Annotated in this window: 19 protein-coding genes and 1 pseudogene; 4 read left to right on the forward strand and 16 right to left on the reverse strand. The window is 46.6% G+C overall.

All coding sequences use genetic code 11. From position 1 onward, the window contains the following. Positions 1 to 6: 6 nt before the first annotated feature. From nosD to HZB61_03525, 13 genes are all read right to left on the reverse strand, one after another. A complete protein-coding gene (nosD, locus tag HZB61_03465) occupies positions 7 to 1,380 on the reverse strand; it encodes a nitrous oxide reductase family maturation protein NosD (protein MBI5055659.1) in 1,374 nt (457 codons plus the stop codon). A gap of 3 nt (positions 1,381 to 1,383) precedes the next feature. Continuing rightward, positions 1,384 to 1,776 carry a c-type cytochrome gene (locus HZB61_03470; GenBank protein MBI5055660.1) on the reverse strand — a complete coding sequence of 131 codons (393 nt, stop codon included), beginning with the start codon at positions 1,774 to 1,776 and terminating at the stop codon, positions 1,384 to 1,386. 175 nt (positions 1,777 to 1,951) lie between these two features. Beyond that, on the reverse strand, positions 1,952 to 2,350 hold the full coding sequence (locus tag HZB61_03475; GenBank protein ID MBI5055661.1) for a hypothetical protein: 399 nt from the start codon (positions 2,348 to 2,350) through the stop codon (positions 1,952 to 1,954). An 11-nt stretch (positions 2,351 to 2,361) separates the two neighbouring features. Continuing rightward, complete coding sequence (gene nosZ, locus HZB61_03480) at positions 2,362 to 4,317, reverse strand: Sec-dependent nitrous-oxide reductase (protein MBI5055662.1); 1,956 nt, start codon at positions 4,315 to 4,317, stop codon at positions 2,362 to 2,364. Positions 4,318 to 4,609: 292 nt separating this feature from the next. Next, on the reverse strand, positions 4,610 to 5,248 hold the full coding sequence (locus HZB61_03485) for a hypothetical protein (GenBank protein ID MBI5055663.1): 639 nt from the start codon (positions 5,246 to 5,248) through the stop codon (positions 4,610 to 4,612). Positions 5,249 to 5,373: 125 nt separating this feature from the next. Then, complete coding sequence (locus tag HZB61_03490; GenBank protein MBI5055664.1) at positions 5,374 to 7,632, reverse strand: PAS domain S-box protein; 2,259 nt, start codon at positions 7,630 to 7,632, stop codon at positions 5,374 to 5,376. Positions 7,633 to 7,652: 20 nt separating this feature from the next. Beyond that, a complete protein-coding gene (locus HZB61_03495; protein MBI5055665.1) occupies positions 7,653 to 8,765 on the reverse strand; it encodes an ABC transporter permease in 1,113 nt (370 codons plus the stop codon). 2 nt (positions 8,766 to 8,767) lie between these two features. Further along, positions 8,768 to 9,877 carry an ABC transporter permease gene (locus HZB61_03500; protein MBI5055666.1) on the reverse strand — a complete coding sequence of 370 codons (1,110 nt, stop codon included), beginning with the start codon at positions 9,875 to 9,877 and terminating at the stop codon, positions 8,768 to 8,770. 1 nt (position 9,878) lies between these two features. After that, positions 9,879 to 10,805, reverse strand: coding sequence for an ABC transporter ATP-binding protein (locus tag HZB61_03505; GenBank protein ID MBI5055667.1), 927 nt, complete (start codon positions 10,803 to 10,805; stop codon positions 9,879 to 9,881). Positions 10,806 to 10,807: 2 nt separating this feature from the next. After that, complete coding sequence (locus tag HZB61_03510) at positions 10,808 to 11,725, reverse strand: ABC transporter ATP-binding protein (GenBank protein ID MBI5055668.1); 918 nt, start codon at positions 11,723 to 11,725, stop codon at positions 10,808 to 10,810. Beyond that, a complete protein-coding gene (locus HZB61_03515) occupies positions 11,722 to 12,705 on the reverse strand; it encodes an efflux RND transporter periplasmic adaptor subunit (protein MBI5055669.1) in 984 nt (327 codons plus the stop codon). Before HZB61_03515 ends, HZB61_03510 begins: the two co-directional genes overlap by 4 nt. Then, positions 12,702 to 14,027 (reverse strand): TolC family protein, encoded by a 1,326-nt coding sequence (locus tag HZB61_03520; protein ID MBI5055670.1) that lies wholly within the window; start codon positions 14,025 to 14,027, stop codon positions 12,702 to 12,704. The genes HZB61_03515 and HZB61_03520 overlap by 4 nt, the downstream gene beginning before the upstream one ends. Positions 14,028 to 14,053: 26 nt before the next feature. Then, positions 14,054 to 14,665, reverse strand: coding sequence for a TetR/AcrR family transcriptional regulator (locus tag HZB61_03525; GenBank protein MBI5055671.1), 612 nt, complete (start codon positions 14,663 to 14,665; stop codon positions 14,054 to 14,056). 507 nt (positions 14,666 to 15,172) lie between these two features. Here HZB61_03525 and HZB61_03530 point away from each other — a divergent pair. Then, complete coding sequence (locus HZB61_03530; protein MBI5055672.1) at positions 15,173 to 15,400, forward strand: DUF433 domain-containing protein; 228 nt, start codon at positions 15,173 to 15,175, stop codon at positions 15,398 to 15,400. Positions 15,401 to 15,405: 5 nt separating this feature from the next. Then, entirely contained in the window at positions 15,406 to 15,771 is a 366-nt protein-coding gene (locus HZB61_03535; GenBank protein MBI5055673.1) for a DUF5615 family PIN-like protein, read from the forward strand. 50 nt (positions 15,772 to 15,821) lie between these two features. Here HZB61_03535 and clpB read toward each other — a convergent pair whose 3' ends face one another. Genes clpB through dnaJ form a run of 3 tightly spaced genes read right to left on the reverse strand, consistent with a single transcriptional unit; the run spans position 15,822 to position 19,833 of the window. Beyond that, positions 15,822 to 18,428: an ATP-dependent chaperone ClpB gene (gene clpB, locus HZB61_03540; GenBank protein ID MBI5055674.1), complete on the reverse strand. Its 2,607-nt coding sequence runs from the start codon at positions 18,426 to 18,428 to the stop codon at positions 15,822 to 15,824. Beyond that, complete coding sequence (locus tag HZB61_03545) at positions 18,428 to 18,769, reverse strand: MerR family transcriptional regulator (protein ID MBI5055675.1); 342 nt, start codon at positions 18,767 to 18,769, stop codon at positions 18,428 to 18,430. The genes clpB and HZB61_03545 overlap by 1 nt, the downstream gene beginning before the upstream one ends. A gap of 2 nt (positions 18,770 to 18,771) precedes the next feature. Further along, the gene (gene dnaJ / locus HZB61_03550; protein MBI5055676.1) at positions 18,772 to 19,833 is read right to left on the reverse strand and encodes a molecular chaperone DnaJ; all 1,062 of its coding nucleotides are present in this window, start codon (positions 19,831 to 19,833) and stop codon (positions 18,772 to 18,774) included. Between the two features lie 288 nt (positions 19,834 to 20,121). Between dnaJ and HZB61_03555 the strand changes: the two are divergent. Together HZB61_03555 and HZB61_03560 are read left to right on the forward strand one after the other, a co-directional pair. Beyond that, a pseudogene (locus tag HZB61_03555) lies at positions 20,122 to 21,878 on the forward strand (SAM-dependent DNA methyltransferase). Positions 21,879 to 21,887: 9 nt separating this feature from the next. Continuing rightward, a complete protein-coding gene (locus HZB61_03560) occupies positions 21,888 to 22,289 on the forward strand; it encodes a GxxExxY protein (protein ID MBI5055677.1) in 402 nt (133 codons plus the stop codon). Positions 22,290 to 22,296 lie beyond the last annotated feature (7 nt).

The raw sequence follows: 22,296 nt of genomic DNA on the forward strand, positions 1-22,296 counted from the left end.
TGCTCCTTAATGCTGTATTCCCGAATACGGCAGGGGGACCGCTCCTTTCCTGCCCCTTCTCTCTTCCAGTAATTTGCTCGCCGCGATCCTCTCGTTCAGTCTCTTTCTTATCGCGTCCTCATCCTTCCATGCGTATCTTGCCGCATGTCTGAGGGGCTTTTCATCGACAAGCGCGAGTTCAGGCTCTGAGAACGGCGCAAGCCTTTCCAGAAAATCCATGAATGTCATTACAACTGCCCCCCTGAAAAACTGGAGCGCGGGATTATTCACCCAGAGCTGGTCTGCGTATATAAAGTATTTGTACGGGGTGTCTCCAACCCCGTCCCTGTCGCTGTCAAACCCTTCGTATTTGTCCCAGTAGTTTCTTTCCCATGAACCTTTTGCAAGCCCCCTCGTCCCTGATACGGTCACGTCCTGTATGTTCCATTTAAAGATATTCCCTTCAAATATATTGTTTACACGTGTGCCGTCTGTAACAAACGACACCGCCTCGTTGTTGAAGACCAGTTCGTTGTTAATAAAATAATTATAGGTGTCAGGCTCAAACGGCGACTGGTCCACGCCGATGCCGCGTGAACAATAGATTATCCTGTTGTTTTTGCAGACGGTCTCGGAAGCCTCCTTGAGCCCTATGCCCATGCCCGTTGCGCCGGGAGACCTCATTATCGTATTGCCTTCAATAACTATCCCGTTGGAGTACATGTTATAGATGCCGACGGAATTATTATTGAAGGTATTATTTCTTACAAAATTGACGTCGGAGAACATGAAGTGAAGGCTGTACCTTGAATTGGTCACTGTGTTGTTCTCAATGTTGTTGCCCATCGAATACCAGACAACGATGTCCCGCGAATCTGTAATCTTGTTGCCTGTAAAATTATTATTATCGCTCCACCATACCCATATCCCGTCGCCCCGCAGGCCGAGGTCATAGGGCAATGATGAGATCTCATTGTCCTTTACCAGATTGCGATGGGAATTCTGGAGGTTTATCCCGAAGAGACTTTTTTCGATCTTATTGTTCGTTATTTCACAGCGTGAGGAATCAAAGAGAGCAATGGCCGCGTCTATCATGTCGTGCCTGTCCCCCGTATTGATCACCTTCAGATTTTTTATCCTGACACTGTTGGCCTTTATGATGATCACCGTGCCCTTCTTCTGCCCGTCTACCGTCGCTTCGCCGGCGCCGTCGATTGTGAGGGGTTTATTTATCACCACAGGGCCGGTGTAAACATTCCTGCCAAGCACAATGGTTGAATTTTCAGCAGCATGGTCCACGAGCTCCTGCAAGTTTGCCTGCGTTGTTTCCTGTTTCGCGGCGGCAGATATACTCAGGAGAAGAACGAAAATACAAAGACCGGACAGTTTCTTAAGATCCATCCATTATTTCTTCTCCTTTTTCTCCCCGCGCTTCTCTTCCTTCCTTTCAGCAGGCTTTGCCAAAGATTTAAGGTACTCATAAATAAGCTCCGCGTCTTTCGGCTCAACGCCCTGCTCCGGCATATGGAGATTGAATGCCTCGATCATGTCCTTTACCATGGGCTCGTCATAATGTTTTTTTGGATTGAGGATAAAATCGATTATCCAGTCTTTGGGCCGGTTTTCTGTGACGTAGGTCAGATCGGGGCCGTTCCAGTCTTTACCCGGCACATGACAGCCCGAGCAGCCGTACGTGTCAAATGCCTCTTTGGCCTTATCGGGCTCTGTTCCTGCAATTGACAAAGCTCCGGCCAGAATACAGCCCGCCACGATGAGAAGCAGTAGAAAGTTTTTCACCGGTTTATGACCTCCTTCCAAATCTCCCCCTTTGGAAAAGGGGGATTAAGGGGGATTTTTTAATTATAGTGTTTGCAAATCCCCCCTCACCCCCCTTTGCTAAAGGGGGGAATATATATGAGGAATCATTAATAAAATTATTCCTTTTTGAAGCCCCGCCTTGCATGGGGGAGCTTCACTTCTGCTGTGCCGCTGCTTCAGCGTCCACAACCATCTTCTGCGCCAGCAATCCCTGGGTTGCAACCTTCACCTGGTACTGCCAGTACTGATTGGCCCAGCCGTATGCCTTTTCCCATTCGCCCCTGGCGGCAAGCGCCTCGGCCTTCTTCTTTGCCTCCTCGCCGTAACCGGCCTGATCGAGGGCGTCTTCCACTGTATTTTTTGCGGTGGGATAATTTTCATAATGATGGTCTTTCAGCCACTGGACCACCCCGTCAATTACTTTCTGGGTATCCGTGCATTCTTTCATCTGTTTTTCATACCCTGCCTTGTAATCAACTTCCTGCGCAGCCGCATGAAAGGCAAACGGCAGTGTTATCAATACAAAGAATATGAAATATCTCAAATGTCTCATGTCTTGCCCTCCTATGGCTTTACAAGAAGGTAACCCATCATTTCGAGGTGGAGCGCTGAACAGAACTCTGTGCAGTAGTACGGATATACTCCTTCTTTATCTGCTGTAAATTCAAATGTTGCGGTCTTTCCCGGCTCAAGGCTCATATGAGCGCTGTAGCCGTATATGCCGAAGCCGTGTGTTTCATCTTCCGCCCTCTCAAGGTTAGTCACATGGATAATGACCTTGTTGCCTTTCTTCACCTCGATACGCTCAGGATTTATATGGCTTCTTATGGATGTGGCAAACACTTCGACAACATTACCCTTGCGGACGATCTTTTCCTTGCCTGCCATTGTCGCATATGAGGATGCTTCTCCTGTCCTGAAATCGGTGCCAGTCTTATAGCGGACTACTGGCTTCAGCAGTTTCGCGTTGATTATGGAGACATTATGCGGTTCTCCAATCGGTATCGGCAAATCGTAAAGCAGTTCCAGTTTGTCGCCTGTTATGTCAATGAGCTGGTGGTTTTGAGGATGCAATGGGCCGATCGGATTAAACCGGTCCACCGCAAGTTTGTTAAGCGCGATCAGATATTTCCCCTGCGGTTTTACTGTGTCGCCATGCGGAGCTACAAGATGGCCGATGTTATAATGCACCTGGATCTTGTCGAGTACCTGCAATTTTTTGAAATCCCACTTCACAACAGCTGAATCAACATAAAGGGATGTGTATACAATTCCATCCTGTGAATCATATTGCGTATGCAATGGGCCAAGGCCGAGCTGTACCTGCCCGTAAAGCGCCTTCTTGAGATCGAGTATGGGGATGCCGAACGGGTCCTTCCCCGCGAAATCCCTGCTGTCAATGAGCGTCTTTATCTTCTGAAAGTCATAAACAGAGGCGTGAGTGTCGAGTTTCCCGCAGACGATCATGTACTGGCCTGTCGGGTCTACATCAACGCCATGCGGACTTTTGGGCTCGGGGACCAGAAACAGGAGCCCCTTTTTGACAAGTGTGTCAATTGGAACAACTTTATGGCCGTTAATGACTTTGAAATTTCCTGCGGCTACTTCACTCTCTACGCCCTTCCAGTTAATCACATGCAGATAGTCGGTATCTCTTGCCGACATGCCGGCCTCATTAGGTGCGTTTCCTTCCTCTATACCGCCCGTGTACATTTCTGAATTAAATGAGTTTGTGAACGCCCACCCGTCCGATACGAGCTTTCCCAGATCAGCAAGGTCCTGCATGTACGGCGGAAGTTCCACGGAGAAGGAATTCTTTTCGTCGATCCTTCCTTTGCTCCTGTCGAACTTCCAGAAGGTCATTGCGCCCCGGTATTTTTCCTTGTACCTGGAGATCGGATAGTATTTGTTCTCAAGAGGCGCTGCATACTGTGAGGTTTCTATCACGTAATCAGTATTCGGCGTTACAAACGCCCCGCCGTGGTCTGACTTCATGACCGGATTTTTCACAATCTGTTTTGTGGTGAAGTCTTTGAGGTCTATGACCGCAACCCTTGCATGCGCCTTGTCATTGATAAAGGCATACTCGCCGTCATAGTCGCCGTTGGTCTCTGAAAAATGCGGGTGGTGTGTATCTCCCCAGTTCACGTCCTTGCCGTTGACCCTTCCGCCTGCAAGTATCTCCCTGCTTTCCTGGTCATAGCCGTATCCCTGCCAGGGCTCAGGAGTGAATACGCCGACGACCTTCAGGATACGCATCGAAGGCACGCCGTAGACAATCACCTGCCCGCTCTGTCCGCCTGATGACAAGGCAATGTAAGGGTCATATTTGCCTGTCGGCGTATAGGTCTTTGCCGCGGCAAGTATGTCCTTTTCGGTAAGCCCTCTTTCTTTCATCACAGCTTCCAGCGATTGCGCCCTTTGCTGTGTAAGTGCGGGGACCGTAAACAGGCCAAGCAGGATTATTACTGCCAATGCCAACAGGTACCACGTCTTATAGGTTTTTTTAAATTTTGCCATTTCCCCCTCCTTTCAATGAAGGATGAAAGTACGTTAAGTGATTGAATTGATAAAGTTGTTTGTTTATTTAGATAGATACTCTTTTACTCACCTCCCTGTAAGAGAAGGCTATCACCATGCCATGCTATGTCAAATTAAATTTGCTTATCTGTTTATTGGAAAAAAATAAGTTAGGGGAATAAAAGCAGATGTAGTAAGGAAGACCCTTTCAGGTTCACTTTAAAAAAATAACCCTGCGCCGGTAAAGCAGGGTTATTGAGATAAACAGGAAAGTTAGATATTTGTTTAAATTCTAATGTTGATGCACTTCCGGCCCGGGCGTCTCCGCTCCCTCGTGATGTTCAACTTTAGCAGTCGCATCATTGTATAAACGTTCTACGTAATGGGTGAACACAACATAGGCTTCAACATATTCCCTGCCTGCCTCGACGCTTTCACCGGCATGTTTTTTGGTCTCTTTTGCGTGTGCAAATTTCTCCCGTATCCCTTTTGCGACTGCATCGGTTACATGTTTCACAAGCGTATCCGCAGAACCGCTTTCCAGCGCCTTGTCTGATTCCACAATGACCGGCTCAACAGCTTCGCCGGGTTTCAGTCCCGTGTAAGGCGCTCCTTCACCTGCGCGATGGACCCGCACAAGAGTTTCAAAGAAATACATGTCCGCAAGTTCTTTTGCCTCTTTGCCCTGTTTCCTGACGGCCAATGTTTTCTTGAAGGCTTCGTTTATCTCCCCCTCATTTTCCTTCTTCACCCATTTCAGAATCTGCTTGATGTCGCTTTTTTCAAGCGCTACTCTCGCTTCCTTCACCACTGGCCCTTCAAGGGTGTCACAGTGGGCACTGACAATATTAGGAGTAAGTCCAAAAACAATAATTGATATATCAAATATAAGTATTGATACGTTTCTGATAAAATTTAACTTTGCAGTCATTTTATCCTCCTTTTGTTTTTTTTATGGTTTACGTCAAAAGTCTATCATCTGTGAAATAAATTGCAACAGAAAAAAATTTTAATAATATCAAATCTCTTAAACCTAATTTTTATTGTCCGGGAGCCCTATTTCTTATCCAACTCCTCCCTTATCTTTTTGAGAAGGTCTATCGGCGATACCGGTTTAAATATCAAGGTCATCTCTTTTTCCAGCAGTCCCTTCTGCTGAATGATGTCGGCAGTATATCCGCTTATGAATATTGCCCTTATGCCGGACTTTATCTTCCTGATTTCATCAAATGCCGCTTTCCCGCTTTTCTTCGGCATTATAAGATCAGATAAAAAAAGCTCTATGATGTCCTTGTGCTCCAGGAACTTACTCACTGCATCTTCTCCGTCCGCTGCCTCTATTACCTTATAGCCGAATTCATCGAGTACGGATTTTGTAAGCTGTCTCAATGATTCATCATCCTCCGCAAGGAGTATCACTTCAGAGCCGCGCTGGGGATATTCAGTCTTTGAGGTCATGCCCTCTGACTGAATATCTTCCGCTATTAACGGCAGGTAAATCCTGAATATTGTGCCCGCCCCGGGTTCGCTGTAGACATTAATGTATCCTTCATGCTGTTTAATGATTCCATAGACTATAGAAAGCCCGAGCCCCGTGCCCTTCCCCGGCTCCTTTGTTGTAAAGAACGGTTCGAATATTTTTTGCTTCGTGTTCTCATTCATGCCTGTGCCGTTATCCGTCACTGTTATGAGAGCGTATCTTCCGGGACTGCCGTATCCATGCGCCCTTATGAATTCGTTATCAATCCTGCTCTTTTCTGTTGCAATTGTAAATGTACCTCCTTTCGGCAGGGCATCCCTTGCGTTTGTTGCCAGATTTATTAAAACCTGCTCAAGCTGCCCTGAGTCGGCAAGAACCTTCAGGGCTTCTTCACTCAGCATTGTTCTGACTTTTATATCCTCTCCCATTATTCTTAACAAAAACTTTTCCACTCTCTTTATTATCCCGTTAAGGCCGACCGGCTTTTTGTCTGTTATCTGCTTTCTGCTGAAGGCGAGAAGGCTTTGCGTGAGGTAAGATGCTTTGTCTGTTGCCTCAAGCATATGTTCTATATTCAGGCGCAGCGGATCGTCATTTGCCATCTTCAGAAGGGTGACATGCCCGTAGCCGATTATCGCTGAAAGAATATTGTTGAAATCATGTGCGACCCCGCCGGCAAGCTGCCCTACGGCCTCCATCTTCTGGGCCTGGCGCAGTTGCTCTTCGAGCTTTTTCTTCTCGGTTATGTCAACCAATGAAGCCATCATGCAGATTGGCTTCCCCTCATCGTCTCTGACCATATTGGCCGATAACTCAACAATAAACGCGGAACCGTCTTTTCTCAGGGCCCCCCGCTCTCCTGCCCATTCTCCTTTATTCCTCAGCGCTTCAACTATCTCAGTCGACTTGTCTTTTACCTGCCAGAACTTTGTGCAGTGCATCCCAAGGACTTCATCCTCACTCTCGTATCCCCATAATTTAAGGAAAACAGGATTTACATAAGTCAGATTGGCTTCAAGATCGGCAAGGACCATCGCATTGGTGGATGATTTAATGGCCCAGTCCATGACCTTCAGCCTTTTCTCCATCTTTTTCTGTTCGGTAATGTCTCTGGCGATGTGAACGCCGCCGGTTACTTCGCCCTTATCATCAAGAATGGGGGAGACTGTTACCAATAACGGCCGTCCGATATGCGGGTCGTCAATCTCGACGGTCTCGGTTCTTTTTGATTTCAGCATCTTGTCGAGAGGACACTCAGGCCATTTCCCCTGGGTACCGTGAAAAATCTTGTAACAATGTTCTCCAACAAGATCTTCAGGTTTTATTCCCTTGAAATCAGCCAATGCCTTGTTCACTTTCGTGCACCTGAAATCCTTGTCATGCACAGAAACAAAATCCGATATCGAGTCAAAGGTGTGCTGCCACTCGGTTGCCGCTCTTTTTAACAGTTCATCTGTACGCTTATGCTCTGTAATGTCTCTTGCAACCTCAATTCCGGCAATGATCTTCCCTGACGAATCCCTTATCGGGGATGCGGTAATTTCAACATGGAGGATGCCCCGTTCAGTTGCAGCGCTCCTCTCGGTTGTATGGCTCATGCCATCCTTAAAAGCCATATCAACAGGGCAGCCTTCACAGACTTCGTCCCTGCATTCGTAGACTTTGTAGCAATACTCTCCAAGGTGATCGCCGATAAGTTTCCTGTGTGCCTGATTTTGATATAAGACCCTGAAATCGGTGCCCTGAATGCTCACGGCGTCTCCAATGACTTCGAGTATCCCCTGTTTTATCATCTCGTCAATCTGATCTTTTACTGCTTTGTCTTGGTGTTCCATTTTTGACCTCCCAAAGTATCTTACCCAAGCCTCTTTTTAAACCTTAGAGAGCTCACAGTTATAACCGCTGTGCCTAACAGAAGCAGAGATATAATCTGCGGCCACAGTATGTTTATCCAGTTGCCTTTCAGGAATATGCCCCTTATTATTACGAGAAAATATCTGAGCGGATTTATATATGTGACATACTGAATAAGCTTCGGCATGTTCTCAATGGGAAACATAAAGCCTGACAGCAGGACGGCGGGGATATAGAAAAGAAAGGTCGCCATCAGCGCCTGCTGTTGGGTCTTTGAGATAGTAGATATAAAAAGCCCGATACCCAGCACCGACAACAGATAGATAGCTGTCGTTAATGGCATCAGAGATATTGACCCCTTTATCGGAATATCAAACCAGAGTATCCCCACTGCGGTCACGAGAAACATGTCAAAGAAACCTATTGCCGCGAAAGGGATTGTCTTGCCAAGCATCAATTCCACCGGTTTGAGGGGCGTGACCATAAGTTGTTCCATGGTGCCTATCTCTCTTTCCCTGACAATAGCCATTGAAGTAAGAAGCAGGCAGGTCAGCATAATTACAATTGAGATGACGCCCGGCACATTATAGTTTTTGCTTCGCAGGTCGGGATTGTACAGTGCCCTCGACCGTAAATCGATTCCAGACCTCAATGCGCCGGTCTGCTGCTTGCCCGAATCCTTTGCGTATTTCGTAATGATCCTGCTGGCATAATCCATTGCGACAGTTCCGGTATTGGAATCTGTACCGTCAATAAGTATTTGAATATTTGCCGGAGATCCCTTTTTTAGATCTGATGAAAACCCCCTGTTTATCTGGATAGCTGTGACAACCTTGCCCTTGTCCAGTAGATATTGGGCCTCGTCAGGTGATTCGGTAAAATATCTGATGCTGAAATATCCGGAAGATTCCAGCCTCCTTGCAATTTCCCGGCTCTCATACGATTTATCAAGATCATAAATGGCAGTTGAGATGTTATTCACATCAGTCGTAACTGCATAGCCGAAGGCGAGTAACTGCATTATAGGAGTAAAAAAAACAATCGCCTTCATCCGTTTGTCCCTGAAAATCTGGATGAACTCCTTTATCACCATATTTTTTGTTCGTTCAAACATTTCTACGCAATCCTCTTTTTGAATTTTCTGTTTGCAAGCAAGAATATCGTCAGGCCAAACACAACAAGAAGCGATGATTCAAACATCAGGAGGTTCAGGGGAGTTCCTTTAAGAAAAATGCCCTTCAGTATCGATACAAAATATCGGGCGGGAATTACATATGTAACAATCTGGAGCGCTTTCGGCATGTTTGATATTGAGTACATAAATCCTGAGAGCAGAAATGCCGGAAGAAATGTTGCGATCATCGAAATCTGGCTTGCAACAAGCTGGGATTTTGCCGCAATTGATATTAGTATTCCCAGGCTAAGTCCGCCGAAAAGGAATATGGATGAAAGCGCGGCGAGCAAGACGATACTCCCTCTTAGCGGAACGTCAAATATAAAGACGGCCACCAGGACAGATACCGCCACATCAATAAAGCCGATGAGAAAATAGGGCATCAGTTTTCCGATTATCAGTTCCGGTTTTTTAACCGGCGTGGAGATCAACTGCTCCATGGTCCCCCTCTCCCATTCCCTTGCGATGGTAAGGGAAGTCAGGAGCGCTGCAATTACTGCCATTATTACGGCGATAAGTCCGGGGATTATGAAATTCCTTGACTTTAATTCCGGATTATACAAGACCCGGACACGAGGCTCTATGAGAGGTTTTATTCGTCCACCTTTTATTCTTTGTGAGTAGAGTTCAGAGATTGCGGATATATATCCAAGCGCAATGGTTGCCGTATTTGAATCGCTTCCATCAACAATCGTCTGAAGCCCTGCATTTTTACCTGCTTTTATATTTTTGGAAAAATCAGATGGTATTGATATGGCAATCTGCGCCCTGCCGGAATCAAGGTAGCTGTCAATGTCTTTGTTTGTATATGCATTGCCGACAACCGTAAAATAGCCTGATTCCCTGAACTGCGCAACAAGTTCCCTGCTCAGGCTGCTTTTATCAAGGTCATATACGACTGTCCTGAGGTTGTTCACGTCAAGGGTTATTGCATATCCGAAGATAAAGAGGAGTATAACTGGCATCATGAATGCCATTGCAAGGCTCAAGGGATCACGACGTATCTGGATAAGTTCTTTTTTTGCTATTGCTTTGATTCTCAATAATTTCATATCACGACACCTCGATAAGTGTCACAAATACGTCTTCCAGAGAGGGCATGATCCTCTCTATCCGGTTTATTGAGAATCTCCCGCCCATGAGTATTTTCCTGATACGGGGGATTTCCAGACGGCTGTCCCGGACGGTCACGTGAAGCAGGCTGCCGAAGATTGCCGCATCCATCCCGCCCCTGTTCAGGGCTTCCATGGCGTCAACAACCCTGTCAACGTCGATTTCAAGCACGTCATATGTCATGTGCTTTTGTTTCAGCTCATTGGGCGTGCCCCCGGCAATGATCTTCCCCCTGTAAATGAGGGCAAGCCTGTCGCAGTAGTCGGCTTCGTCCATGTAGTGCGTGGTGACGAAGACCGTTGTACCCCTCTGTGACATTTCATAGATGAGGTCCCAGAATTTCCGTCTCGAAACAGGGTCAACCCCTGACGTGGGCTCGTCAAGAAATATAATAGGAGGCTCATGGAGGATTGCGCAGCCGAGGGCGAGCCTCTGTTTATGACCGCCCGGGAGAGTCCTTGTAAGGGTTGTTCTCCTGTCTTTGAGCCCGGCCAATTCCAGCGCCCATTCCATGCGTTCCCTCTTTCTATCGCCCTTCACGCCATATATCCCGCTGAAAAACCGTATGTTCTCTTCCGCGGTCAGGTCATCGTAAAGGGAGAATTTCTGCGACATGTAGCCGATATTTTTCTTTATTTCTTCCGATTCCTTCATGATGTCATAGCCGCCCACAGAGCCATTCCCGCCAGTGGGCAGCAGGAGACCGCAGAGCATTTTGATGGTTGTTGACTTGCCTGCGCCATTGGGCCCGAGGAATCCGAATATCTCACCTTTGTGGACCTTGAGGCTGATATTGTCGACTGCGACAAAATCGCCAAACCTGCGTGTCAGACTTTCAACACTTACTGCCGCTTTATCTTCTCTCATTGTCACTCCACCGCTGAAATAAAGATGTCTTCCATGGACGGCAAGATATCCCTGTAATTCTCAATCACGATTTTTTCAGTCATAAGGCCGTCTATAATTTTCTGCATGATCTTTTTGTCCGTAAGAGCAATATGAAGCCTGTTGCCGTACATACCGACACTTTTTACGCCGTCAATCTTTTTTATAATGTTCGCGGCCTTTCTCGAGTCATCGGACCACAGTTCCACCATCGGCATGCCCAGGGTTTTTTTGATCTCCCCCGGGGTATTATTCATGAGTATCGTTCCCTTATGAATAAGCCCGACTCTCGTGCACCGTTCTGCCTCGTCCAGATATGCAGTAGAGACAAGAACGGTCACGCCTTCCTTTAAAAGCTCGTACAGGATTTTCCAGAAATCCCTTCGTGATACGGGATCAACTCCGTTTGTCGGTTCATCAAGAAACAGGACATCAGGCGTGTGTATTAAGGCACATGCAAGACCAAGCTTCTGTTTCATGCCGCCGGACAGCTTCCCTGCCGGGCGTTCCTTGAACGGCGTAAGATTGCTGAATCCAAGGAGTCTCTCAATTCGTGCGGGGCGTTCTTTTTGGCGGACTTCATAGAGGTCCGCATAAAAAATCAGGTTTTCCATCACCGTGAGTTCTTCATAGAGTCCGAACCGCTGGGACATGTACCCGATTTTCTCTTTCAGCTTTTCGCCCTCTTTGATAATAGAATGACCTGAAACCCAGGCCTCACCCGAGGTCGGCTCCATTATCGCCGTTAAAAGCCGCATGATGGTCGTCTTGCCTGCGCCGTCAGGGCCGACAAGTCCGAACAGCTCGCCTTTTTTAATCTCAAAACTGAGATTGTTGACGGCGATGTTATCGCCGAAGGCTTTTGTGAGATTTTGGGTGTTAACTGCAACCGGTACATTCATCGTAAAAATATTCTCACATCAGCAGGCATCCCCGGCTTTAATTCATCGTTGACATTTTTCACGCTTATCTTCATGCCAAAGACGAGTTTGACCCTTTCTTCCTGCGTCTGAATATTTTTGGGAGTAAATTCCGCCTCGGATGATATATATGTCACCGTTCCTTCGTAAACTTTGTCGGGATATGAATCGACTTTGATCTCCGCTTTTTGCCCGAGCTTCACATGCCCGAGTTTGTCTTCTTTTACATATACCTTGATCCACGGATTTTCGAGAGCTCCTATGGTATAAACAGGTGAGCCTGATGAAACAGTCTCGCCGGCTTCAATGATTTTTCTTAATACCACGCCTGAGACAGGGGAGTGTATCATTGCATCCTTCAGTCTCTCTTCAGATACTTTTAATGCAGCCTCAGCCTGACGAACACGGCTTTCTGCAGCAACTATTTCTTCTTTCCTTGGACCTTCTTTTACGAGACTCAATGCCTGAAGCGCTTTTTGATGCTGGGCAACAGCTACATCATATGTCTTTCTTGCCGCATCCATTTGCTGCGCTGAAATTGCCCCATTTTGATAAAGAACATCCGCCCGGTTGTAGTCTTTTTTTGCCTTGCTGAGTTCTGCCTCGGCATATCCTACATTTGCCTCTGCCTGGCTGATCTCCTGTTGTCTGAAGCCTGCCTTTAGCTCCCCAAGTCTTGCGACAGTTTCATTCAGATATGCCTTGCTTTGTGAAACAAGGCTTTCAAGTTCAGAGCTGTCAAAAACAGCAAGCCTGTCACCTTTTTTAATCTTTTGACCTTCCTCAACAAAAAGCTCCGCGACCCTTCCCGGATATTTAAACCCGATGTCGGTTTCCGTCGCTTCCACATTTCCCGACAGAACGAACTCACCGTTGCTGCTTTCTTTAGTAAGCCTGTTTATTAATAAAGTTCCTCCGATTATCAAAATAACAATCCCTATCATCAATAATTTCTTTTTCATTCAGTTTCCCCCAATTGATATATATCTTCTCCGACGGCTTTTCTCAGTGATGCTGCTGCTATATTTTTATCGTAAACCGCCTGGTAATAATCCGCCTCCGCTCTCAGCAGTAAAGTCTGAGCATCAAGCACGTCCGTGTTTGTGCCCGAGCCTGTTTCATATTTCAGTCTCTCTATACGGAGGTTTTCTTTTGCGGATTCAATGGCAACTACGCCAACATCTATCCTCTTTACGGCATTCTCCATATTCAGATATGAATCATTTATTTCACGCATTATCTCTTGCCTCGATGATCGCTCTTCTTCTCTGACCTTTTCAGCTTCTTTTTTGTCCTTATTTACTTCAGCACTTATAATCCCTCCATCGAAAATGGGCACAGACAGTCTTATCGCAAGGTTCCAGTTTTCCCGGAATTCAAAATCATCTCCTGACCTATCGGTGTATTCACCGGTGAGATTGACTGAAGGGTAACGTTTTCCTTCTGTTAATTTAATCCGCTCTGCAGCTATTTTCTGCCTTTTTAAGACCGCCTTATAGTCAGGTCTCCGGGAAAGGGCTTTTCTGTATGCTTCTTCAACAGATGTGTAGTTATCATCAAAATAATGTCCGTGAACTACCGAAATCCTCATGTTCGTATCATCAATACCCATAAATGTTTTCAGCAGATAATAGGCGCTCTCGATATTATTTTTGATAATGAGGGTGTTTTGACTTGCGTGGGCAAGTTCGGTTTCCGTCTTCAGGAGCTCAACTCTTGCAGCAGCGCCTGCCTTAAGGAACAATTCAACATTTTTCCTGTGTCCCTCAATCTGCTTCTCTGACGCTTCGCTCGCCTCAAGAAGCTTCTCAAATTGTAATATCTTGAAATAGATACTCGTGAGATTATGGGCCAGTTCCTGCCTGCTCATAACAAGAATATCTTCTGAAAGATACTTTTTCAGTTCTGCAATCCTAACGCCTCTGTCAAGCCGTCCGCCTCTATACAAAGGCACTGCCAATGATATGCCGTAATCATAAATGTTGTTGTCAAATTCCGGAAATGCTGAACCTGAAAGAGGAGAGCCGGAGATCGGTGTTATGGGTGAAGCATACCGTGACCTTGCGACGCCGCTGTTAAAATCCAGTCTCGGCATTTTTTCACCTTTTGCCTTATCAATCCCATATGTTTCTATCTCTATGTTCCTGCTTGCCTGTATGATGTTGGGGTTATTTTTGAGGCCAAACTCAATTACCTCTTTTAGGGTAAATGACTTCGCATCATCTGCTGCAAAAGCCGTATGCGATGCAAGAATAACGCATAATGTAATAAATACCATCTTCATCTCTGTCTCCGTTTACCGCTTAAAGGTCACTTCACCCTCAAACATTTCTCGAAATTGTTCCACATCTTTTTCCCTTCTGCAACAAGTGAAAATGAAAAACCTTCCAGGGACCACCTCAGCACAGTTATCTGTATCATGCCTATAAGCATGAGGGCGGAAATCATCGGCTCTATATCTTTATTGACTGTGCCTGTTTTCTGACCTTCTTTGATAAGAGATTCAAGCGCTGAAAGATATGAATTAATCGAATGCAGCAGTTTTCCCTTCAGTTTTTTATTCCCGATATGCATTTCCTCGGAAAAGAGAAGACGGGGGATGCCCTCGTTCTTCTCAATGTAAGTGAGATGGAGCATAAATATCTTTTTGAGCTTTTCAACAGGCAAATCGGATTCGCAGGCTTTAAAGGCATTAGAAAGGTTATCTTGAAGGCCTTCTCCGATCTTTTCCGCGGTAAGGGCGAGAATCTCATCCTTGCCTTTGAAATGTCTGTAGAGATTGGCCTCCGATATCCCCACTTCATTTGCAATGGCGGCGGTTGTTAGTCCGTTGACGCCTTTTTTAGCGATGATCCGAAGGGTCGCCTGCGATATCTGGTCACGCCTGATATCTTTTGCCATCTTTAAAGTGCCTTTTTGCATGACAGCTCCTTTTGTAAGTGAGTATTCACTCACATTTTAATTTATCAAACAACCTTTGTCAAGGGGGTTTCCCAAATTCGCGTAATGCTGCGCCTCTTTAATTTTTTTTACCAAACGGCGTTATTTATTTTGTATAATTGTGCATCAGAAAAATGCGGAATAGATAACCCGCTGGCAAAGAGGAAAGATTTAAATGAGAGGGGACGAACTGCAATGGCCGCAAGAGATACTTCTGGCTTGAGTTCTATTACTCCCCGCATCTCCAAATTTATGAAAGACCGGAAGACATAATCCGCAAGGGACTGACCACAAAATGCAAAGACTATTCGGGTGCAAGATATCCGACAATCGGACAGGAACACACAGAGGCAAGCGACCACTGCCCCACGTCTTTGGCGGTGGAGGTGTAGGAAGCTTTTCTATCAGATAGAATCATCTGTGTTGTAAATAAGAGAATAAAATTCATATTATGATAAAATAAAATTACCCTTTTTAAGGAGGCGAGACATGAACTGGAGAGAGAGAATAACCGTTGACCCGCTTGTATGCCATGGAAAGGCCTGCATTAAAGGTTCACGCATTATGGTATCGGTTATTCTGGATAACCTGGCCGAAGGTGTTAAGGAAGAAGAAATCCTGAAAAGCTACCCGTCGCTGTCCCTTCAAGATATTAAGGCAGCCTTAGCCTATGCTGCCGAACTGTCCCGTGAAAGACTGGTATCCTTACCAGCGTAGTGAAGATGCAATTCAAAATAGACGAAAACCTGCCGATAGAAATTGCGCAGCAACTGATTACTGCCGGATACGATGCAAAAACAGTAATCGAACAACAGTTGCAAGGCGCAAAGGATCCGATTCTTACAGATAAATGCAAGAATGAGAATCGCGTTCTAATTACTCTGGATACCGATTTTTCCGATATCAGGGCATATCCGCCACATGAACTTGCCGGAATAATTATTTTGAGGCTCGGTAGTCAGGCAAGACAACATGTTATAAACGCAATTCAACGAATCATCCCTGTCATTGGCAGTGAACCCCTCAATCAGCGCTTGTGGATTGTGGAGGAAACCATAATCCGCATTCGCGGCAAAGAAGACAAATAAAGGCACACGCGGCTGCCATCAAATTCGTGGCTCCGCTTGCCTTGATATCCTCACACCTCCAGCTCCGCCTCGACTATTCTCCCGAAAACCATCTTGTCTCCTTCCATATCAACCTCCACGACATCGCCTTCCTTAAAAGTGCCGTCAAGGAGTTTTGTGGCAAGGGGGGTGAGGACTTCTTTCTGGATGGCGCGTTTCAGCGGGCGCGCGCCGTAGACCTGGTCATATCCGATCTCCGCGAGATAGGCCTTTGCCTTGCCGGTCAGGACGATGTTAACGTTCTTGTCCTTGAGATATTTCTTCATTCTCTCAATCTGTATCTCAACGATTTTCATCAGCAGTTCTTTTGTAAGCGCGTGGAAGATGATTATCTCGTCCACCCTGTTGAGGAATTCAGGCTTGAAGAATTTTTTCAATTCCTCCATCACGCCTTTTCGTATCTGGACTTCCTCAATCCATTCGGTCAGCATCTCCTGAATGTGTTGGCTTCCGATGTTTGACGTCATGATGACAACAGTGTTCCTGAAATCCACAGTCCTTCCATGTCCGTCCGTAAGCCTGCCGTCGTCAAGCAATTGCAGAAGCACATTGAAAACTTCAGGATGCGCCTTTTCCACTTCATCAAAGAGGATTACCGCATACGGCCTTCTTCTTATCGCTTCTGTTAACTGCCCGCCTTCGTCATAACCGACATATCCCGGAGGAGCTCCGATAAGCCTGGAGACGGTATGCCTTTCCTGATACTCGGACATATCAATCCTTATCATCGCGTCTTCAGCGTCAAAGAGAAATTCAGCAAGCGCGCGCGCAAGCTCCGTCTTCCCGACACCTGTGGGGCCGAGGAAGATGAATGAACCGATAGGCCTGTCCGGGTCCTGAATGCCTGCCCTCGCCCTTCTCACGGCATCCGAGACAGCCTTTATCGCCTCGTCCTGTCCGACCACGCGGAGCCTCAGCCGCTCTTCCATCTTCAGGAGTTTTTCAACTTCGCCTTCAAGCATCCTGCTGACGGGAATGCCTGTCCACTTAGAGACGATCTCCGCGATGTCTTCCTCGTCAACCTCTTCCTTCAGCATCCTGCATTTGCCCTGCGCAAGGAGTTTTCTATTTTCTTCATCAAGCCTCTTCTGGAGATTTAAAAGCGTGCCGTATTTCAATTCAGCGGCCCTGTTGAGGTCGCCTTCACGCTCCGCCTTTTCAGCGCCGAGCCTTGTGCGCTCAATCTCTTCTTTGATCGAGCTTATCTTTCCTATCGCCTCTTTTTCCCTCATCCACTGTGCCTTAAGGCCGTTGCGATTTTCAGTAAGCTCCGCGATCTCTTCATTGATGCGTTTGAGCCGCTCCTTTGAAGCCTCATCTTTTTCCTTCATAACTGCCTGCTTCTCGATCTCAAGCTGCCTCAATTTCCTTTCAAGCTCGTCAAGCTCCGCAGGCATACTGTCTATCTCCATCTTCAGTCTCGACGACGCTTCATCGATGAGGTCAATCGCCTTGTCAGGCAGAAACCTGTCGGCGATGTACCTGTGGCTCAGCACTGCCGCGGCCACAAGCGCTGAGTCTTTTATCTTTACGCCGTGATGGACTTCGTAACGCTCCTTTAATCCCCTGAGGATGGAAATAGTATCTTCAACGCTCGGCTCTTTGATATAAATAGGCTGGAACCTCCGCTCAAGCGCGGGGTCTTTTTCAATATGCTTCCTGTATTCTGAAAGTGTGGTCGCGCCCACGCACCTGAGATCGCCCCGCGCGAGGGCCGGCTTGAGCATGTTTGACGCGTCAATCGCGCCTTCCGCGGCGCCCGCGCCTACGACTGTATGAAGCTCATCAATAAATAAAATCACTTTGCCCTGCGCCTCTTCGATCTCTTTTAAAACCGCCTTGAGCCTTTCCTCAAATTCCCCTCTGTATTTTGCGCCTGCGACAAGCGCCCCCATATCAAGGGAAACAACCCTCTTGTCTTTCAGGCTCTGCGGTACGTCGCCTGATGTGATCCGCTGGGCAAGGCCTTCGGCAATCGCTGTCTTGCCGACTCCAGGCTCGCCGATCACAACAGGGTTATTCTTTGTCCTGCGTGAAAGCACCTGTATGACCCTTCTGATCTCCTCGTCCCTTCCGATAACGGGGTCGAGCTTGCCCCTCTTTGCGAGGTCTGTTAAATCTTTAGCATATCTCTTCAGCGCCTGATACTTGTCCTCAGGCGAGGGGTCTGTCACTCGCTGTGCGCCCCTGATCTCGCGCATCGCGGAAAGAAGTTTATCATCCGTGACGCCGTGGCGTTTGAGGATTTTTTCCACCCGGTTTTTTGTCTTTAAGATCCCAAGGAGCAGATGTTCGACGCTCACATATTCATCCTTTAAATGTTCCGCTTCTTGAAAAGCGCACTCAAAGACATTCTTCAACTCCTGAGTAATATACAGTTGCCCGACAGCCGTGGAGCCAAGCACCTTCGGAAATTTTTCTATCTCAGCGTCAACCTCTTTTCTTAAAGCCGGGACATTGACCTTCAGCGAATTTATGATCTCAAGCGCGATCCCTTCCTCAAGCAGGACATGAAGCAGGTGCTCAACGTCGACCTGCTGATTGCCCTTTTGCTGGGCGAATTCCTGCGCCTTCTGGACCGCCTCCTGACTCTTTATTGTGAATTTATCCGATCTCATCACTCCTCCTCAAATAACTGCCTTATCCTTTTCTGAAATTTATTCCTGATGTCTCTTTCAAGGTAGTCCATCATTTCGTCCATCTCGCGGTTGAGTGTCTCCATCCGGTGTTTCATCCTGAGAATGATGTCCACTCCGGCCCTGTTGACGCCGAGCTCTTTTGTCAGGCTCAGGATCGTCCTTATCCGCTCAAGGTCTTCCTGGGAATAAAGCCTTGCGCCGCCGACCCTTTGGGGATGCAGGAAACCTTCCCGTTCATACAATCTTAAGGTCTGAGGATGGATATCGAACATCTCGCAGACCACGCCGATCATAAATAACGGACGTCTTTTATCGCGCATGATTATTCCTCCGACTCATACGCCTTTGCCAATTCATGCAAGGCCTCTCTGGTTTTGTCAGAGACATTCTTAGGGACAACTATCTTTATCACTGCGAACTCGTCGCCTTTTACTCCCGTCTTCCTACTTGGAATTCCCTTGCCTTTCAGTTTGAACTTTTTGCCGCTGTCTGTTCCGGGAGGCAGGGTCATTGATACTGTGCCGTCGAGGGTCGGCACCTGGATCTTGCCTCCCAGGACTGCCTCGCTGATGGTGACAGGGACATCCGCATAAATATTGTTCCCCTCTCTTTTAAATAAATGGTGGGGCCTCACGCTCAACTCAATATACAAATCACCGGGCGGCCCGCCTTGCGCGCCAGGGCCGCCCATGCCTTTCAACTTTATCCTGCTGCCGGTCTCCGCGCCCGGAGGGATCTTAACTTTTATGGTCTCAGCGGATACATTAGTGCCTTTGCCCCTGCAGGCTTTACAGACTTTTGTCGCAACCCTTCCGCTGCCCTTGCACGCGGGACAGGGCTGACTCATCCTGAAGATACCCCGGCTTTGTTTCACTGAGCCTGCGCCATTGCATCGGGAACATGTCTGCGCGTCTTCAGCTCCGCTGCCGCCGCAGGTTTTGCACGGCACCTCTCTTGTCAGGCTTATCGGTTTTGTCAGTCCTTTATAAGCCTCTTCAAGTGAGATCTCAAGCGACGTGACAAGGTCATCGCCTTTCATCGGCATGTCTTCCTGCCTGAAATTTCTGAACAGGTCGGAAAACATATCTTCGCCGCCGCCCCCGTGCCCGAAATCAAAGCCGCGCCTGCCGGACCCTTCAAAGCCCTGGCCCGGCTCAAACGCGGCCTTTCCGAACTGGTCGTATTCAGCCTTCTTCTTAGGATCGCTCAGTACTTCGTACGCCTCATTAATTTCTTTGAATTTTTTCTCGGAGTTTTTGTCGCCCGGATTCAGGTCAGGATGGTACTTGCGCGCAAGCCGCCTGTAAGCCTTTTTGATTTCCTCGACAGAGGCGTCTTTGCTGACGCCGAGTGTTTCATAATAATCTTGAGTTGCCGTAGACATAATATTTTTTCTTCCTTCCGGTTATCGATTAATGCCTTCTATAAAATAAATAATATCACTTGATACAAACCGTGTCAATATGTGTTATGTAAGACCGCATGGGGACAGCCCTTCTTTTAAATCATATATCACACATGGCAGTGCAAAACAAGATATGTTGTCTTATTACGTCGCTATCCTTCACGCTATGAGAGTTGTCGCGCTTTTTTCTGTTGCGCATTACCGACGTTTTGCGTATGATATTTTCCATCACCCCACTTTTCTTTTAAGGAGAATTAGAAAAATATCATGGCGGCAAATAACTTCAGGGAAAAAGCAAATTTCATCTGCTCAATCGCTGACTTGCTGCGCGGGCATTATAAACAGGCTGACTATGGCAAGGTGATTTTGCCTTTTACCGTGCTGAGGCGGCTGGACTCAGTGTTACAACCTACCAAAAAAATGTACTGGTTGCCTACGAAAAGCATAAAGGCAAGAAGCCTGAAGTTCTTGAGCCGATTTTAAATAATGCTGCAAAAGCCAAATTTCATAATCGAAGCAAATTTGACTTTGCTGAATTGGCCAAGGACCACAACAACATTGCCGCGAACCTCCGCAATTACATCAAGGGATTTTCAATTAGCGTTCAGGAAATCATTGAATATTTCAGCTTTGAAGATCAGATAAGAAAGCTGGACGAATACGATTTACTGTATTTGATAGTGAAACGTTTTGCTGAGTTTAACGGAGTGTTTAAAGATGTGGACTCTATCCATATGGGCTATATATTTGAGGAGCTCATTCGCAAGTTCGCTGAACTAAGCAACGAAACTGCCGGAGAACACTTCACCCCCCGTGAGGTCATCCGCCTTATGGTAAATCTGCTGTTTGTAAACGATAAAGCAATTCTGCGCAAACAAGGGATTGTTAAAACAATGTATGACCCTGCTGGCGGAACAGGCGGTATGCTTTCGGTTGCAGAGGAATATTTGCATGAATTGAATCCTGATGCAAAGCTGGAAGTATTCGGGCAGGAGATCAATCCTGAGTCCTACGCCATATGCAAATCTGATATGCTCATCAAAGGACAGAATCCTGCAAACATCAAATTCGGCAATACCTTCACACAGGATGGCCTGGAAGGTGAAAACTTTGACTATATGCTAAGTAATCCGCCTTTTGGCGTGGACTGGAAGAAGGCAGAGAAATACATTAAAGACGAATTTGCCAACAAAGGTTTTGCGGGCCGCTTTGGCGCAGGATTGCCACCTATCAGCGATGGGTAGTTGCTGTTCTTACAGCACATGATTTCCAAGATGAAACGCAGCGCCGGTGGGAGCCGGATCGGTATAGTGTTCAATGGATCTCCTTTGTTCAGCGGTGGGGCAGGTAGCGGCCCCAGCGAAATACGCAAATGGATTATTGAAAATGACATGCTGGAAGCGATCATTGCCATGCCTGATCAGTTGTTTTATAACACGGGGATTTCCACGTACATCTGGATAGTGACTGACCGAAAGAGTAAAGAGCGTAAAGGCAAAGTACAGCTTATCAATGCAACCGGCGCTGATAAGGAAGACAAAAACAATCCATATTACAGCAAGATGCTCCGCAGTCTTGGTAATAAGAGAAAAGAGATTCATGAAGAAGCCATTAGCCTCATAACCAGAATCTACGGAGAATTCAAAGAAGGCCCATATTGTAAAATATTCGACAACGACGATTTTGGTTACAGGCGGATAACTGTTGAGCGGCCTAAGCGGGGTGAGAAGGGCAAGATAGAAAAAGACCGAAAAGGCAACCCTGTGCCGGATGCTGATTTGCGTGATTTTGAAAATGTGCCGCTGAATGAAGATGTTGAAGAATACTTTAAACGGGAAGTGTTACCGCATGTGCCGGATGCCTGGATTGACCACGGCAAGACCAAGGTGGGATATGAGATAAATTTCACCAAATACTTCTACAAGTATAAGCCGCTCCGCAGTCTGGAAGAGATAAGGAAAGATATTCTGGCGCTGGAAGCGGAAACGGATGGAGAGATAAAGAGAGTCTTGAACTTTGATTAAAATGATTAAATGAAGACTATGATTAACAAGGAATATCCAGAGAGTGAGTTAACTGGCAAAATCATCGGATGTGCGATGGAAGTTCATCGCATTTTAGGAAATGGCTTTCAGGAGGTCATTTATCAAAGGGCTTTGGCAATTGAGATGACACAACAAAACCTGGTATTCAGTCGAGAGCATGAAATGGATATTTTTTATAAAGGAGAGAATATCGGCACAAGAAGAGTCGATTTCTTTGTAGGAGATAAAATCATGGTTGAGCTAAAAGCGATAAAAGAGCTGGAAGATGTGCATTTGGCTCAGGCAATAAATTATCTTGAGGCCTACGGACTTAATATCGGGCTGCTGATAAATTTCGGCAAGACAAGCTTACAATTCAAACGGGTAATGAAGCCTTGCATAAAATCATAGTCAATCA

Source organism: Nitrospirota bacterium, from assembly GCA_016214845.1.
Lineage (GTDB): Bacteria > Nitrospirota > Thermodesulfovibrionia > UBA6902 > UBA6902 > SURF-23.